The following is a 16,795-nucleotide window of genomic DNA, read 5'->3' as shown; positions in this document are numbered from 1 at the left end:
TCCAGGTTCACTTCCACTACAACCCAGCCGTCACCGAACCATCGCGCCCATACCGCCACGCGGCAGGCATGGGCGCGACACGTTGGGTCTAGAACTTGTAGGTCAGCCCCAGGTACGCCAGCCGGCCTGCGTAGCCGCCGGTGTAGAAGCGGGCGCGGGTGTCGTCGCCCAGGTGCGAGCGGAACTCCTGCTTGGTCAGGTTCAACACCGAGGCGGTGAGGCTGAGTGCCGGGGTGATGTTGTATGCCGCGTTCACGTCGATCTGGTAGTACGGCTCCTCAAAGACGTTCAACCCGTTGACCAGGCCTTGCACCAACTCGCCGCGCCGGTTGTACGAGGCGCGCAGCAGCAGGCTGTCGGTCTCGTAGAACACGGTGAGGTTGGTCTGGTTTTTGGCGCTGCCCGGCATGGAGGTCTTGCCGGCCTCGGTACCGTCCTCCAGCCGCACCGCGGCCTTGCTGGCATCGTTGTAGGTGTAGTTGAACTGCACACCGAGACCGAATGGCAGCGTGTGCTGCGCGTAGAGCTCCACACCCTGCGAGACCGCATCCTGGCCGCCGGCCTGGGTGCTGTAGTTCTGCACGGTGACCAGTTGCCCGTCAACCATCATGTTGACGTCGCTGATCACGTCGACCGCAAAGTTCTCCACGTTCTTGCGGAACAGTCCCACACCCGCCACCGAGCCCGGGTGGAAATACCATTCCAGCCCCAGGTCGAACTGGTTGGCCTTGTACGGCTCCAGGTTCTTGTTGCTGCCCGAGCCGTACCAGCCCTGCTCGCTGGCACCGCCGGTCAGGCGCCGGTCGGCCACGTACTCGGGGCTGTAGAACTCCAGGCTGCCAGGCGCGGCGATGTCGTTGTAGCTGGGGCGTGCGATCACTTTCGAGGCCGCCGCGCGCAGCAGCAGGTTCTCGGTCAGGTCGTAGGCCAGGTTGAAACTCGGCAGCACGTCGGTGTAGTTGCGGTCCAGCCCGCTCACCACGAACGACTCAGTGCGTTGCACGCTGTCGGCCAAACGCCAATAGCCTTCGGTCCCGCAATAGGTGTCGGCCGGGGCGCCGCCGGGCGTGGCGGCGCCCTGCTGGCAGGCCAGCGGATTGCCGTCGGCGCCGTCGAAGAAATAGTCGTTGTAGGCGGTCACCTTGTCGGTGGAATCGGCACGCTGGCCGGTGCGCGCCACTCGCACGCCGACGTTGCCACGCAGCCGCTCGGTGTGGAAGTTGAGCTGCAGGTAGGTGGAATAGATCTCTTCGTCGACGTTGTAGACGAAGTTGTCTTCGCTACGGGTCTGCATCGCGCCGTAGGTTTGGTTCAAGTAGCCGATGTAGCCCGGGAAGTTGATCGCCGGGAACGCGCTGGCGTTGACGCCACCGGCCAGGTTGTCCTGCGCGAACAGCAGGCCCGGCGAGAACTGCGTGGCGATGGCATTGCAGCGCCCGTTCCAGTAGCGGTTGTCGTAGTCGCCCGGGTCGGTGCCGGGGCATACCCAGTAGTTGTTGCCGGTATTGCGGTGGATGCCGCCGTCGCGGCGTTTGATGCCGAACTGCAGCGAGTCGAAGACCTCGCCGTCGAAATGCCAGGTGGTATCGATCTGCGCGTACTGCTGCTGGTTGGTGTTGCGGGTCCAGGACGAGCCGGTCGAGCCCAGGTCGACCTGCAGGATGCCGTCGCGCAGGTTCTGCATCAGCTCCGGCGAGAAGGTCATGCTTGGGGTGCCGGTCAGGTCCCAGGCGCTGGCGAAGTTGCCATTGGTCCAGCTGCCGTCGGCGTTCTGCAGGCGCGGCTTGATCGGCAGGGAAAACTGCAGCTCCGGCCCGCCCTTGGCCCAGGTGCGGCCGGCCTTGAACGCTACGTCCACCTGCTCGCCACGCCATTCGCCGCCCAGGTCCACCGTCTGCGACTGCGATTTTTCGATGTTGTAGCTGCCGGTGATCTGCGGCGTCGGCACCGTGCAGTCGTCCGAGCCCCAGCCACCCGGCGGCAGGCCGGCCGCGGCGGCCTGCGCCTCGCTGCAATAGTAGGTCTTGCCCGGACGCAGGCTATAGGCAGCGCCAGTGACGATCGTGCCGCTGGGATCGAACTGCAGCCCGTCGAGCAGACGGCCGCCGCGCCAGTTGCCGTCGCCGTAATAGCGCGCGATGTTCCACTCGGGAATCTTGATGGTGTTGGTCTGCGAGTCCTGCGACAGGTCGAAGCGGAAGTAGTTGGCGGTCAGGGTCAGGTCGTCGGTGGGCTTGAACTGCAAGGTCAGTTGCCCGCCCTTGCGCTCGCGCTCCTCGCGTTTGGCCTCCAGGCTGACCGCCGTCGGCATCATGAAACCGGTGTAGTAATTGCCGTCCTGGTTCCAGAAACCGGTGCCGCCCCACCAGTTGGCGTTGAAGTCCGACCGATTTCCATTCACGTCGACCGCCGGGCCGCCTTCGTCGCGGCCGTACCACTGCCAACTCTCGGTACTGGCATTGAGCGTGCGCGCGGTGCGCTTCTGCTGCGTGTAGCCAACGAAGACACCGAAGCGGTTGTCCTTGTCGTGCCACGAGTAGGAGCCGGAGAACTGGCCGTCGGTCTTCTTGCTGGTATCCGACCAGGTGCCCTCTGCCGAGACGAAGCCGGAATGTGGCTCCAGTTCCAGCGGGCGCCGCGTCTGCAGGATCACCGTGCCGCCGATGCCGCCTTCGTCGATGCGCGCTTCCGGGGTCTTGTACAGCTCTGCGCTGCCCAGCAGGTTCGATGGCAGCAACGTGTAGTTGAACGAGCGCGTCGGGTCGCCGTTGGACTCGGCGGTGGCGATGTAGTTGCCGTTCAATTCGGTCAGCACCAGCTCCGAGGACAGGCCCCGCACGCTGACGTTCTTCCCTTCGCCGCCGTCGCGGCTGATGACCACGCCAGGCACGCGCTGCAGCGCATCGGCCACGTTCTTGTCGGGGAACTTGCCCACGTCCTCGGCGGTGATCACATCGACCACGGCGTTGGCGTTGCGCTTTTGCTCCAGGCTCTTCTCGATCGCGTAGCGGTAGCCGGTCACCGTCACCGCGTCCAGGTCCGTGGCCTGCACCGCGGCCTGGTCCGTGGGCGCCGGCGTGCCGTCGGCCTGCTGGGCGGCGGCGGAGGTAGAGGCGGCGCTCGCGAACAAGGCGATGGCGATACCGGCGTACAGCGTGCTGCGGTTGCGTGCGAATGGCGTGCAGTTCATTTCGATCGTGCTCTCCCAATGGTGATCGGCCTCGGCGGCTTTGTATCGATCCAACGATCGGACCAGAACGCCGCGCGACGTAACGCAAAAATATCCGGCACCGTTGCGGCGCCCGGTTTCCCTTACCTTCTCTCCCTCCTGCGCGGATGCGATTAGATCGTTCTAATGCAGTGGGAAGCTAAGTAGCACAGCCCATGCGCCAGCGCATTCTGCCGCGCAGCAGGCCCGCGGCGTTGCAAGCGTCACCACGAGCGGTCGGGCTCGCCACGCTTGCGCGCGGCACGGTACAGGCTGGCGGCAGCAGCAGCAGCTCGATGGCCGCCCGCAAAACGCCCTCGCCCGCAACCGGGCGCAAGCGGTTTACCGAAGCGCTTGCACATTCCCCGTTATTTGCAACCGAGCTCAGCGATATACGGGGTCGACATGCGTGTGTTGACGCACTCCAGGACATGTCCCGCCACGCGCTGCTTGGCTGCCATCGCCATGGCAGGGATGTGCCGCGACGGCGAGTCGGACAGGATGTCTGCCGCGCCGAAGAGCCAATTCCCGGGCACGTTCGCGCCGCCCACCGAAGCCGCAATCAACAGTCCGCGCCTGGACGTACCCTCGCCCAACCCCTCTCCCGGCGGGAGAGGGGCTTTAGTTCCGCGCCGGACTCAGGACTCCGCGAAATCACATCAGTAACGTGCCGAAGCAGCAGCGTGGCCGGAGATCGGCGGAGAGCGGCACGGGAATGTGCCGCGACGGCGAGTCGGACAGGATGTCTTTCGAGCCGAGGAACCGGTCCCCGGCCGCGCTCTTGCCCCCAACGAAGTCGGCAGTTCGCAGACCCATTCCCCAGAACGACAACTTTCTGGCGCGCCAACCGGGCGCACCTATCAAGTCCGCCGGGCCTGGGCCGATACCGCATGCATGGACAGACTCAGCGTAATCGGACTGGTGCTGGCGATCGTGGCGATCGTGGGCGGCAGCGTGTTGAAAGGTGCCGGCATTTCGTCGCTGTGGTCGCCGGCTGCCTTCGTGATCGTCATCGTCGGCACGGTGGCCGCGATCCTGCTGCACACCTCGCCGGCGGTTTTCCGGCGCGCGTTCAAGATCCTGCGCTGGGTCATCCAGCCGCCGGCCAGCGATCGCCCGCAACTGGTGGCGCGTATCGTCGAGTGGAGCAATATCGCCCGTCGCCAGGGCCTGCTGGGCCTGGAAGACCAATTGCCGCGTCAGGACGATGCCTTCCTGCGCAAAGGCCTGCAGATGCTGGTCGATGGCGTGGAGCCGGAAGCCATGCGCAACATGCTGGAAATCGAAGTGGACAACCAGGAGCGCCAGGATCTTGCCGCGGCCAAGGTATTCGAGGGCATGGGCATCTATGCGCCCACGCTGGGCATCATCGGCGCGGTGCTGGGCCTGATGGCGGTGATGAAGAACCTGGCCGATCCGGCCATGCTCGGGCACGGCATCGCGGCGGCATTCACCGCCACCATCTACGGCATCGCCTCGGCCAACCTGCTGTTCCTGCCGGTCGCTGCCAAGCTCAAGAGCGTGATCCATTGCAGCACCAACGAGCGCGAAATGGCGATCGAAGGCCTGATCGCGATCGCCCAGGGCGAGAACCCGCGCAACATCGAATCGAAATTGGCAGGCTACTTGCATTAGCTCGTTATGGCCCGTCGTCGCAAACACCACGAAGAACATGGCAACCACGAAGCGTGGGCGATTCCGTATGCCGATCTGATGACGCTGCTGCTGGCGTTCTTCGTGGTGATGTACGCCATCTCTTCGCTCAACGAAGGCAAATACAAGGTCATGGCGCAAGCGCTGACCAGCGCCTTCGGTGGCTCGTCGAACAAGGCCAGCCCGGTGCAGCTGGGCAAGACCCAGAGCCTGGGCGCCGATTACGACCGCCCATCCGTGATCAAGGCCGGGGCGCCGATGGCGGCCTCCAATGGCCCGACCGACCCTACCCTGCTGCCGTCGATGGCCGCGCAGATGCGCATGCCGGTGTCGCTGCGCAACCAGGCGCAACTGGCGCGCGCACAGCGGCAGATGGATGCAGTGGAGCAGCAGCTGAGCAAGACGCTGGCCCCGCTGATCGACAAGCAACTCATCACCATCCGCCGCAACGATCTGTGGATCGAGGTGGAGATCAACAGCGACATCCTGTTCGGCACCGGCTCGGCCACCCTGGCCGGCCGCGCCCGCGGGACGTTGTCCACGCTGGCCGCGGTGCTGCGCGAGGCGCCCAATGGCGTGCGCGTGGAGGGTTATACCGATAACCAGCCGATCGCCACCGCGCAATTTCCCTCCAACTGGGAACTGTCGGCGGCGCGTGCGGCCAGCGTGGTGCACCTGTTCGCCGACGACGGCATCGCCCCGCAACGATTGGCGATGGTGGGCTATGGAGAATTCCGCGCACGTGCCGATAACAGCACTGAGGCGGGACGGAATGCGAACCGGCGTGTGGTGTTGATCATCCTCGCTGACTCGGCTGGCTCACTCGCACCCGATCCGCCATCGCAATTAAATGCGACCGCCGCCGGGGCGCCCAAGCTTCCCAAGTCTGACGGCGGCCAAACGGCCGTCACCACCGAAAGCGGCACAAGTTCCGTCCCCGCCGTAATTCAAGGAGTGCAGTGACATGCGTATCTGGGCAATCGCCAACCAAAAGGGCGGCGTCGGCAAGACCACCACGACGCTGGCATTGGGTCGCGGCCTGGCCGCGCTCGGCCACCGGGTCTTGTTGATCGACCTCGATCCGCACTCCTCGCTCACCCGCGCCTTCGGCGTGGCGATCGACCCGCCGCCGCGCGGGGTGCTGGACCTGTTCGGCACCCCGCCGAGCGACCTGGCCAGCCTGGCGCATGAAAGCAGCATCCCAGGCCTGTCGTACGTATGCGCGCAAGCCGCATTGGCCACGCTGGAACGCCGCAGCGCCAACCAGCCCGGCCTGGGCCTGGCGCTGCAGAACGCCATGACCCGGCATGCCGGCCAGCACGATTACATCCTGCTGGATTGCCCGCCGACCCTGGGCCTGCTGATGATCAACGCTCTGGCCGCCTGCGACCGTGTCGTGGTGCCGACCCAGGCCGAGCCGCTTGCCCTGCATGGCCTGGCCAGCATGGTGCGCACTGCCGACATGGTGCAGCGTTCGCGTCGCCGCGAGCTGCCGGTGTCGATCCTACCCACGCTGTTCGACCGCCGCACCCGCGCCGGCACCGAAACGCTGAAGGAAATGCAGGCCACCTACGGCCCGGTCGTCTGGGAAGACGCGGTGCCGGTGGATACCCGAATCTGCAACGCCGCCGCCCTGACCGTGCCTGCCGTTGGCGGCGACTATCAGGGCCGCGGTCTGTCCGCGTATCGCCGCGCGCTGGAATGGGTGCTGGCCGATGACGCGATGCGTATGGAGCAAGCCGCATGAGCAACTCCACCGCCAACGGTGAATTGGACGATTATCTGGAAGGCCTGCTGCACGATGCGGGCGTGGAGATCGTCGCCCCGCCCGCGGCCACCGCAGCGACGGTCGATACGCCGCCAATTGCGGATGCCGATCTCGCGCTGGCCGAGCCGCCGGTCGAGACGGCCGCACTTCCCGAAGCCGCTACTGTCTCCGAGGCTGCCACCTCCAACGCGATTGCCGCGGTGCGTAGCGCCGATGCGATCGCCGCCGATTTCCTGGCAGAAATGGACGCCGACCCGGCATTCGCCCCCCCGGTCAAGGCCGCGCCCAGCGCTGCCGACATCGCCGCCGACTTTCTGGCCGAAATGGATGCCGACCCGGCATTCGCTCCGCCGGTCAAGGCCGCACCCAGCGCCGCCGACATCGCCGCCGACTTTCTGGCCGAAATGGATGCCGACCCGGCATTCGCTCCGCCGGTCAAGGCCGCACCCAGCGCTGCGGACATCGCCGCCGACTTTCTGGCCGAAATGGATGCCGACCCGGCGTTCGCTCCGCCGGTCAACGCCGCGCCCAGCGCTGCCGACATCGCCGCCGACTTTCTGGCCGAAATGGATGCCGACCCGGCGTTCGGAGCCGCACCCACCGCAGTGGACCTGATCACCGCAGATCTGCTGGCAGAAATGGATGCCGACCCCGCCTTCGGACTGGAGGCTGCACCGGTCGCGGCGCTCGCACCAGCCCCGGTCCCAGCGCCCGCCCTGCCCCCGCGTGCAGCACCCGCGCCGGCACGCGCTCCGGCACCGACCGGGCTGCAGGCACTGCTGGCGCCTGGCCAGGCCGACAAGATTCACGCCGAACGCCGCGCCAGCGAACGCAGCACCCGCTGGCTGCGTCTGCGCTGCGGCGAACAGACCTATGCGCTGGAATTGCTCAAGGTGCAGGAAGTGGTGTTGCCGGTGCCGCTGCTGCCGCTGCGCGGCACGCCCAGCGCCATGCTCGGCATCATGAACCTGCGCGGCCAGGTGGTCCCGGTGATCGATCTGGGCATCCACCTGGGCTCCTCGCCGGTGGACATGGATCTGCAGACCCGCGTGGTGGTCCTGGAAGAAAACGGCGAAACCATGGGCCTGCGCGTGTCGGCCGTGGAAGACGTCACCAGCCTCACCGATCAGCAGATCGAGCCGCCGGACAACGCGCGCCTGTGCCGCATCTACAACAACCTGTTCCGCGGTGTCGCACGTCTTGGCCATCAGCCGATGATCCTGCTCGATGCCACCCATCTGCTGCATTGATGCGCGCCTAGCTTGCCCGCACCTGCACGCACGACGATTCACCGTTAAAGCTTTTCCGCCCCCCGCCGTTAGTACGCATAGAACCATCCGTTCGGAGCAACAATGAGCACAGTGACATTGGGTGAGGATCTCGGCATCGAGACCAGCGCCGACCTCAAGCAAAAGCTTGCCGGATTCCTCACCCAGGACGGCGACCTGGTGCTTGACGCCGGTGAAGTCCGGCGCATCCACACCGCCAGCGTGCAGTTGCTCTGCGCCTTTGTGCAAAGCCGCCGCCAGGCCGGCCTGCACACCGAATTCGATGGCTGCAACGACACTTTTAGGGATGCAGCGCGTCTGCTCGGCGTCACCGACGCGCTCGGACTCCCGGCATCCAATGACAACCTGAAATCTGTGGAGAACGCCGCATGAGCGCACGTATCTTGGTGGTGGACGATTCGGCGTCGATGCGCCAGATGGTCTCTTTCGCCCTCACCTCTGCCGGCTTTGCCGTCGAAGAAGCCGAAGACGGCGCCGTTGCGCTGGGCCGCGCGAAGGGCCAGCGCTTCAATGCGGTGGTCACCGACGTGAACATGCCCAACATGGACGGCATCTCGCTGATCCGCGAGCTGCGCCAGCTGCCGGACTACAAGTTCACCCCCATGCTCATGCTCACCACCGAGTCGGCGGCCGACAAGAAATCCGAAGGCAAGGCCGCCGGCGCCACCGGTTGGCTGGTCAAGCCGTTCAATCCAGAACAGCTGATCGCCACCGTCCAGAAAGTTCTCGGTTAAACCCTTCTCGCTTCAGCTTCGGATTTCACGCCCATGAGCATGGACCTGCAACGTTTCCACGCCACCTTTTTCGAGGAAAGCCGTGAAGGGCTCGACGCGATGGAGGCTGGGCTGCTGTCGCTTGAAGAAGGCAACCGCGACCCGGAAATCATCAACTCGGTGTTCCGCGCCGCGCACTCGATCAAGGGCGGCGCCGCCACCTTCGGCTTCGACGCCGTCGCCGGCCTGACCCACGTGCTGGAGACGCTGCTGGACGAGCTGCGCTCCAACAAGCGCCAGCTCGAACCCAATGCGGTCGATGCCATGCTTGGCTCGGTCGACGTGCTGCGCGCCCTGTTGCGCGAAGCCGAACACGGCACCCCGGCCGACCCGGCTGCGGTCAAGGCCGTGCACACCCGGTTGAATGCCGTGCTTGCTGGCGAAGCGCCGGCGGCCGCAGCGGTCGCCAAGCCGAAGGAAGAAGAACCCGAAGCCTGGCACATCGGTTTCACCCCGGCGCCGTCGCTGTTCATGAGCGGCAACGACCCGTTGCGCATCATCCGCGAGCTCGAACACCTGGGCCCGCTGCAGATCGCCGCGCGTCTGGAGCGCATGCCGGGCTTTGAGAACATCGACCCGCTGGAAGCGTATCTGGCGTGGGACCTGGGCCTGATCGGCAAGATTCCGCGCAGCAAGATCGAAGACACCTTCGCCTGGGTGGTGGACGATTGCGAGCTGGACATCCGCCCAATGGCGGTGCCCGGCCCGCCGCCGAGCCTGGCCGTGGACGCTCCGGGTGCCGCACCGGTTGCAGCGGTCGCTGCCGCACCGAGTGCCGTTGCCGAACCTGCCGCCGCGGCGACACCGGCCAAGGCCGCCGCTGCCGAAGCTGAAAGCTCGATCCGCGTCAGCGTCGACAAGGTCGATGCATTGATCAACCTGGTCGGCGAGCTGGTGATTACCCAGGCCATGCTCAAGCAGGTCTCCACCGGTCTGGACCCAGCGCATGCCGAACAACTGTTCGCCGGCCTGGATCTGCTCGAACGCAATACCCGCGATCTGCAGGAAGCGGTCATCGGCGTGCGCATGCTGCCCGTCGATGCGGTGTTCCGCCGCTTCCCGCGCCTGGTGCGCGACCTCTCCAGCCGCCTCGGCAAGCAGGTGCGCCTGCGCACCATTGGCGAAAGTACCGAGTTGGACAAGGGGTTGATCGAGAAGATTGCCGATCCGTTGGTGCACCTGGTGCGCAACTCGATCGACCATGGCCTGGAAATGCCCGATGCGCGCCGCGCCTCCGGCAAGGACGAAACCGGCACGATTACCCTGGCGGCCTCGCACCAGGGCGGCCACATCGTGATCGAAGTCAGCGACGACGGCCGTGGCCTCAATCGCGCCAAGATCCTGGAAAAAGCGGCCGAGCGCGGCATCGCCGTGCCGGACAACCCGACCGATGCGCAGGTGTGGGACTTGATCTTCGCACCGGGCTTCTCCACCGCCGATGCGGTGACCGACCTGTCCGGTCGTGGCGTGGGCATGGACGTGGTCCGCCGCAACATCCAGGGCCTGGGTGGCGAAGTGCAGCTGGAAAGCAATGCCGGCAGCGGCACCCGCGTGTTGATCCGTCTGCCGCTGACCCTGGCCATCCTGGACGGCATGACCGTGTCGGTCGCCGGCGAAACCCTGATCCTGCCGCTGTCCTACGTGCTCGAAGCCCTGCAGCCGGCACCAGAAGACGTCCGTGCGATGGCCGGCGACGGTCGGGTACTGCGGGTGCGTGGCGAATATCTGCCGATCCTCTCGCTCACCAACTACTACGGCTTCGGCGGGCAGCAGTCCTCCAAGGAATCGCTGGTGGTGGTGGTCGAAGGCGACGGCCAGAAGATCGCGCTGGAAGTGGACGAGTTGCTCGGCCAGCAGCAGGTGGTGGTCAAGAACATCGAGAACAATTACCGGCGCATTCCGGGCGTTTCCGGCGCCACCATCCTCGGCGATGGGCGGGTTTCGCTGATCGTGGACATCGGCGGTCTGGTGCGCTCGCTCAAGGTGCCGCAAGCCGCGTAATGCAGTCGCCGCGGCGTGGATGCCGCGGCGCAAGACTCCGCCACGCCATCGACGCACGATGGTTGCTGGAGCGATCGCCGGCAGTATGGGGACTGCCGGCATCAGCAACACCCGTCCGTCCCGACACGACCGACGGTAGATTCTGGCCCTTTGTCCGGATCTGTCGACTTCGCCACGTCTTTGCCTACCTGCTGGCGGGCGCCACGAGGCCAGTCGTCTCTGCAATACGGGAAGACACGATGAACTGGTTCCGCAATCTTGCCGTCGCCCGCAAGTTGGCCGTGGCGTTTTCATTTACCGCATTGATCACCCTGAGCCTGGGCGGGTTTGCGCTTGCGCGCATGCAATCGAGCGCGCATCTGTTGCGCGAGATCGGCACCGTGTGGGCACCGGCCGTGCAGCAACTGAGCGAAATGCGCGCATTGCTCGGCGAATTCCGCACCTACGAACTCGCTCAGCTGGCGCACGCCGACGATCCGAAGGCGGTGCAGAATTATTTCGAACGCATGGACAAGGCGCGCGCCGACGTCGCGACGGCGCAGGACGCCTACGCCAAGACCACCACGGCAGGTAGAGAGACCGAGTTGTACGACGAGGTCAAACTGAAACTGTCCGATTACTACAAGGCCAATGCTGCGCTCAGCGCCGCGGTGCGTGCCGGCGATCTGGTCACTGCCAATCGCGTTTCCGACGAGCAATCGCGTCCGGCGCGGCGCGACCTGTTCGCAAAATTGGTGGAGCTGACCAAGTTCAACGTTGCCCACATGGACAGCGAGATCGCGCAGGCCGAGGCAACCTACCGGCGTTCGGTGCACGTCATGCTCGTGGCGATGGCGCTGTTCGTGCTGCTGGCTGCATTTTCCGGTTGGTTCATCGCCCGCAGCATCGCCGGCCCGCTCGGTCGCGCCACGCGGGTGGCCAGTGCCATCGCACAGGGCAAACTGGATAACGCCATCCACGTCGACAGCCGCGACGAAGCCGGGCAACTGCTGCACAGCATGGAAGGCATGCAGCGGCAACTGCAGGCCGTGCTCGCAGCGCAATCGGAAATGGCCAAGCGCCACGATGCCGGCCAAATCAGCTATCGCATGGAACACGATGCGTTTCCAGGCGACTACGGCACCATGGTGCGCGACACCAACAGCCTGGTCGGCTCGCATATCGCAGTCAAGATGAAACTCGCGCAGATCATGTCGCACTATGCGATCGGCGACTTCAGTCAGGACATGGACCGCCTGCCCGGGGAGAAGGCCGTGCTCAGTTCCACCATGGATACCGTCAAGGCCAACCTGTCGGCGATGAACGGCGAGATCAAGCTGTTGGCGCAGGCCGCCGCCAACGGCGACTTCAGCGTGCGCGGCGACACGCAGCGCTTCCAGTACGATTTCCAGGCGATGGTGGAGAGCCTCAACCAGCTGATGGCGACCGCCGATGCCAACCTCGGCTCGCTGTCGAAGCTGTTGCAGGCCATCGCCGCGGGCGATCTCACCGAGCGCATGCAAGGCCAGTTCAATGGCGTGTTCGCCCAGATGCGCGACGATGCCAATGCCACCACGGCGCAACTTGCCGATATCGTTGGGCGCATCCAGCACGCCACCCTGTCGATCAATACCGCGGCCAGCGAGATCGCGGCCGGCAACAACGATCTGTCGCAGCGCACCGAGCAGCAGGCCGCCAACCTGGAAGAAACCGCCGCATCGATGGAGGAACTCACCTCCACCGTACGCCAGAACGCCGAGCATGCGCGCCAGGCCAACCAACTCGCCATCGGTGCGGCCACGGTTGCCTCGCAAGGCGGCAGCGTGGTGTCGCAGGTGGTGACCACGATGTCCGGCATCGAGGTGTCGTCGAAGAAGATCGCCGACATCATCAGCGTGATCGACGGCATCGCCTTCCAGACCAACATCCTGGCCTTGAACGCTGCGGTGGAAGCGGCGCGTGCCGGCGAACAGGGCCGTGGTTTCGCCGTGGTTGCCTCGGAAGTGCGCACGCTCGCCCAGCGTTCGGCCAATGCAGCCAAGGAGATCAAGCACCTCATCGACGATTCGGTGAGCAAGGTCGCCGAAGGCTCGGTCCTGGTGGATCGGGCCGGCAAGACCATGGCCGACATCGTCGCCAGCGTGCAGCGCGTCACCGACATCATGGGCGAGATTTCTGCCGCCTCGCAGGAACAGTCGGCCGGGATCGAGCAGGTCAACCTCACCGTGACGCAGATGGACGAAGCCACCCAGCAGAACGCCGCGCTGGTGGAAGAAGCCACCGCCGCGGCACGTGCGATGGAAGAGCAAGCCGGTCAGCTGTCCGATGCGGTGTCGATCTTCAAGGTCCAGCAGGTCGCCGCCGTGGCGCCTGCGGCCAAGCGCCCTGCGCCGCTGCGCCTGGCCGCCGCAAAGCCAGGCGCTACCAAACCGACCACGACCAAGCGCGCACCCGCACCGGCCGGTGTCGCGGCCAAAGCCACAGCCACGCCACGCCCGGTGGCTGCCACAGCTGGCAACAGCGAGTCGGACTGGCAGGAGTTCTAAGCGCACTGCAGCTGCACGGCTGCCGGATCAGGCGGCACGTGCACCCCAAGCCCCGGCAGCAATGTCGGGGCTTTTTTGGCGAGAAACTCTGCTTAAGGCGTTTTCGCGTGTCGTTGTCGACAGCTTGCAGTTGGGCGCGTGAGGCGGCGTGCGTCCCTCATCCGGCGCTGTGCGCCAGCTTCTCCCGCAGGAAAAGGAAGTCGCTGCGACGCCCATGCAAGTGTGCCGCTGGTCGAAAATCGGTCAAGCGCAGGCGTTTGCGGCCGATACAGCAAGCACTGAGGGCCGCATTGCCCGCGCTAGATCGAAGGACGTCCGCATGCACACCGCCAACTCCAACCGCTCTGCACGCACCGTGCTGGGCTGTGTGTTCACCGTCGCGCTGCTGGCTGCCGGCGTCTCGTTGCCGCCCTCCTTCGCCGCCCCGGCAGCGCCGGTCTCGGTGCTTCTGGACAATGTGCCGGTCACCGCATTGCAGTCGCTGGCGGTGGATCTGGCGCAGTTGCGCGACGATCAACGTGCACAGCTTGCCGCCAGGCACGATGCGGCGCGTATCGACGCCTACGACGAGCGTCTGGGCAATCTGCACCAGCGCATCGCACGGCACGCCGGCTACTTCCAGGCCACCGCGCCGCAGGGCGAGCAGGCACGCAAATTCGCGCTGGTGCAGCAGCTGCTGGGCAAGTATCTGGCACAGCACCGCCAGGCCAATCGCGCCCTGCACGAGGGCGACCTGCAATACGCACAAGCCTTGTCGCTGGGCCATAGCGGCGATACCCGCCATGTCTTGTGGACCGAACTGCAGAGCCTGCAGCAATCGGTCGCCAGCGCGAACGTTGCGCAGCGCAACTGAGCCGCTGCAGGCAACGCAACGGTGGCCACGAGCGACCGGGCAACATCACGAGCAGTACGCTGCGCTTCACGCTGAACCGTCACGCCCTGTGCGGCCGAGGTAATCGGCGAAACGCCTGCACAGCACGCCGGGCCGCCTGCCGCTGCGGGTCACGCCGTGCCCGATGCTCGATGCTGCACGCGCAGCGCCTCCACCACATTGCCTGATGAATTCGCCAGGCAGATGTGAGCCGTTCGATGCTCGCCGATAGTGCAACCGCCACCGTTGCGCGCGCCGTCGGCGATCACGTCACAGCATGTCTTCCAGGCACTGCCTGGTCCGCTGTGATGCCCAACGCGCTGCCAGTGCATCGGGTACGCAACGCGCCGTGCCAGCGGGTTAACGCACTGAGCAAAGTCAGGCCATTCGCACGTGGCCTGCGCCACACATCGTCCGCAACCCTGCGGTGCGCCCGGCTCAACATTTTCGGAGTCGGGTCGCTATTCGACTTACGCCGGTCACATTCCTTTGCTGGATATCTGCCATGACGCTGAAGACCACGGTTGCAAAAACGCTGGCCAATGTGCCGCTCAAGCGCAAGTTCTTCGCCCAGACTGCTCTGGTTGCGCTGGGCATCATTGCGTTGGCGGTGATCGCCGCACGCATGCAGTACGTCGATCTGACCGATACGCGCCGCGATGGGCTCAAGAGCCAGATCGAGATGGCGATTGCAGTGGTCAATGGCTACGCCGAGCGCGCCGAAAAGGGCGAGATCGACGTGGAGACCGCCAAGAAAAGTGCGCTGCATACCCTGTCGACCATGCGCGCACGTGGCGGTGTGGATTACATCTACGTCACCGACCAGACGCCGACGATGCTGATGCACCCCACCCGGCCCGACCTGGTCGGCAAGCCGTTGAGCGATGTGCTCAGCCCGGACGGCAAGCGCGTGTTTCCGGCGTTCGTCACCGCAGCGCAGGCCGGCGGCGGCTATGTCGATTACACCTGGGCCAAGCCAGGGCAGAAGGATCCGGTGCAGAAAACCTCGTACGCGGCGCTGTACAAGCCGTGGGGCTGGGTGATCGGCACCGGCGTGTACCTGGACGACACTCAATCGCAGGCGCTGGTTTTCACCGGCATCGTTGCGATCGCCGGAGGCGCCTTGGTGCTGATCAATCTGCTGGTGGGCTGGATGATCGGCAACTCCATCCTGGAGCCGGTGTCGCGGGCCCTGGCAGCCATCAAGGGTGTGGCGCGCGGCGACCTGAGCGTGCGTACCGCCGAACACGGCACCGATGAAATCGGCCAGATGCTCAAGGCGACCGATGAGATGGTTCACACCTTGGAGCGCTTCTCCGCGCAGACCAAGGTGATGGTGCACATGCATGCCGGCGACGATGTCACCCACCGCATGCCGACCGATTTCCCGGGCGTCTACGGCGAGCTGGCCACCGGCATCAACACGATGATCTTCGAGCACCTGGATGCCATCGTCGATGCGATCGGCATCCTCAACGAGTATGCGCAAGGCGACCTGTCGCGCAATGCCGCGCGCCTGCCCGGCACGCGCGCGGTGCTGCATGAAGCGATGGACGCAGCCAAGGCCAGCCTGCTGGCGATCAACACCGAGATCAAACGCCTGGCCCAGGCCGCGGCCAACGGCGACTTCAGTCAGCGCGGCGATGCGACGCGCTTCAAGCACGACTCGGCGCGCATGATCAACGACCTCAACGCGATGATGGAGGTCAGCGACCGCAACCTGGGCAAGCTGTCCGAGCTGCTGGCGTCCCTGGCCGAAGGTGACCTCACCGCGCGCCTGGACGGCCAGTACCATGGCGTGTTCGCGCGCATGCGCGACGACGCCAACGCCACGGCCACCCAGCTGGCCGGCATCGTGGGGCGCATCCAGCAGGCCGCCAGTTCCATCACCGGCTCGGCCAGCGAAATCGCCGCCGGCAACAACGATCTGTCGCAGCGCACCGAACAGCAGGCCGCCAGTCTGGAAGAAACCGCCGCCTCGATGGAGGAGCTCACTTCCACCGTCAAGCAGAATGCCGAAAGCGCGCGTCAGGCCAACCAGTTGGCGATCGGCGCCGCCAGCGTGGCCTCGCAGGGCGGCCAGGTGGTGAGCCAGGTGGTGGACACCATGTCCGGCATCCAGACCTCGTCCAGGAAGATCGCCGAGATCATCAGCGTCATCGACGGCATCGCCTTCCAGACCAATATCCTGGCGTTGAATGCTGCGGTGGAAGCCGCACGTGCCGGCGAACAAGGCCGCGGATTCGCGGTGGTCGCCTCGGAAGTACGCACGCTGGCCCAGCGTTCGGCCAGTGCGGCCAAGGAGATCAAGCACCTCATCGACGATTCGGTGGGCAAGGTTTCCGAGGGCTCGCTGCTGGTGGATCAGGCCGGCAAGACCATGGCCGAGATCGTCTCTTCGGTGCAGCGCGTCACCGACATCATGAGCGAAATTTCTGCCGCCTCGCAGGAACAGTCGGCCGGGATCGAACAGGTCAACCTCACCGTCACCCAGATGGACGAGAGCACCCAGCAGAACGCGGCGTTGGTGGAAGAAGCCACCGCCGCGGCCAATGCCATGCAACAGCAGGCGCAGCAGCTGGATGAAGCGGTGTCCAGCTTCCGGATCGTCGCTGCCGCCTCCAACCAATTCGGCCATGCAGGCGCACGCGCGCCGACGCGGGTTGCGCTGGCCGCCCACTGATCGCAGACGCCCCGCTACGGCGGG

Annotated in this window: 11 protein-coding genes; 10 read left to right on the top strand and 1 reads right to left on the bottom strand. The window is 65.5% G+C overall.

The genetic code is table 11. The features are described from left to right. Positions 1-88: 88 nt before the first annotated feature. Entirely contained in the window at positions 89-3,244 is a 3,156-nt protein-coding gene (locus AMD14_RS10180; protein ID WP_171843837.1) for a TonB-dependent receptor, read from the bottom strand. A gap of 858 nt (positions 3,245-4,102) precedes the next feature. Between AMD14_RS10180 and AMD14_RS10170 the strand changes: the two genes are divergently transcribed. The 10 genes from AMD14_RS10170 to AMD14_RS10125 all read left to right on the top strand — a co-directional run bounded on the left by AMD14_RS10170 (position 4,103) and on the right by AMD14_RS10125 (position 16,771). Then, a complete protein-coding gene (locus AMD14_RS10170; protein WP_005914940.1) occupies positions 4,103-4,843 on the top strand; it encodes a flagellar motor protein in 741 nt (246 codons plus the stop codon). Positions 4,844-4,849: 6 nt separating this feature from the next. Next, positions 4,850-5,824, top strand: a complete 975-nt coding sequence (gene motD, locus AMD14_RS10165; RefSeq protein ID WP_005922751.1) for a flagellar motor protein MotD — start codon at positions 4,850-4,852, stop codon at positions 5,822-5,824. A 1-nt stretch (position 5,825) separates the two neighbouring features. Beyond that, complete coding sequence (locus AMD14_RS10160; RefSeq protein ID WP_003489696.1) at positions 5,826-6,608, top strand: ParA family protein; 783 nt, start codon at positions 5,826-5,828, stop codon at positions 6,606-6,608. Continuing rightward, positions 6,605-7,879, top strand: a complete 1,275-nt coding sequence (locus AMD14_RS10155; protein WP_011051222.1) for a chemotaxis protein CheW — start codon at positions 6,605-6,607, stop codon at positions 7,877-7,879. The genes AMD14_RS10160 and AMD14_RS10155 overlap by 4 nt, the downstream gene beginning before the upstream one ends. Positions 7,880-7,981: 102 nt before the next feature. After that, the gene (locus AMD14_RS10150; protein WP_003489692.1) at positions 7,982-8,290 is read left to right on the top strand and encodes an STAS domain-containing protein; all 309 of its coding nucleotides are present in this window, start codon (positions 7,982-7,984) and stop codon (positions 8,288-8,290) included. Beyond that, on the top strand, positions 8,287-8,652 hold the full coding sequence (locus tag AMD14_RS10145; protein ID WP_002806565.1) for a response regulator: 366 nt from the start codon (positions 8,287-8,289) through the stop codon (positions 8,650-8,652). The genes AMD14_RS10150 and AMD14_RS10145 overlap by 4 nt, the downstream gene beginning before the upstream one ends. A gap of 33 nt (positions 8,653-8,685) precedes the next feature. Next, positions 8,686-10,692 (top strand): chemotaxis protein CheA, encoded by a 2,007-nt coding sequence (locus AMD14_RS10140; RefSeq protein WP_011051221.1) that lies wholly within the window; start codon positions 8,686-8,688, stop codon positions 10,690-10,692. Between the two features lie 239 nt (positions 10,693-10,931). After that, on the top strand, positions 10,932-13,217 hold the full coding sequence (locus tag AMD14_RS10135) for a methyl-accepting chemotaxis protein (protein WP_015463128.1): 2,286 nt from the start codon (positions 10,932-10,934) through the stop codon (positions 13,215-13,217). 319 nt (positions 13,218-13,536) lie between these two features. After that, positions 13,537-14,070, top strand: coding sequence for a hypothetical protein (locus AMD14_RS10130; protein WP_011051219.1), 534 nt, complete (start codon positions 13,537-13,539; stop codon positions 14,068-14,070). A gap of 523 nt (positions 14,071-14,593) precedes the next feature. Then, complete coding sequence (locus tag AMD14_RS10125) at positions 14,594-16,771, top strand: methyl-accepting chemotaxis protein (RefSeq protein ID WP_005931838.1); 2,178 nt, start codon at positions 14,594-14,596, stop codon at positions 16,769-16,771. Positions 16,772-16,795: the final 24 nt, after the last annotated feature.

It is taken from the genome of Xanthomonas citri pv. citri, from assembly GCF_000961215.1.
GTDB lineage: Bacteria > Pseudomonadota > Gammaproteobacteria > Xanthomonadales > Xanthomonadaceae > Xanthomonas > Xanthomonas cissicola.
This window is presented reverse-complemented; position numbering and strand designations above follow the sequence as displayed.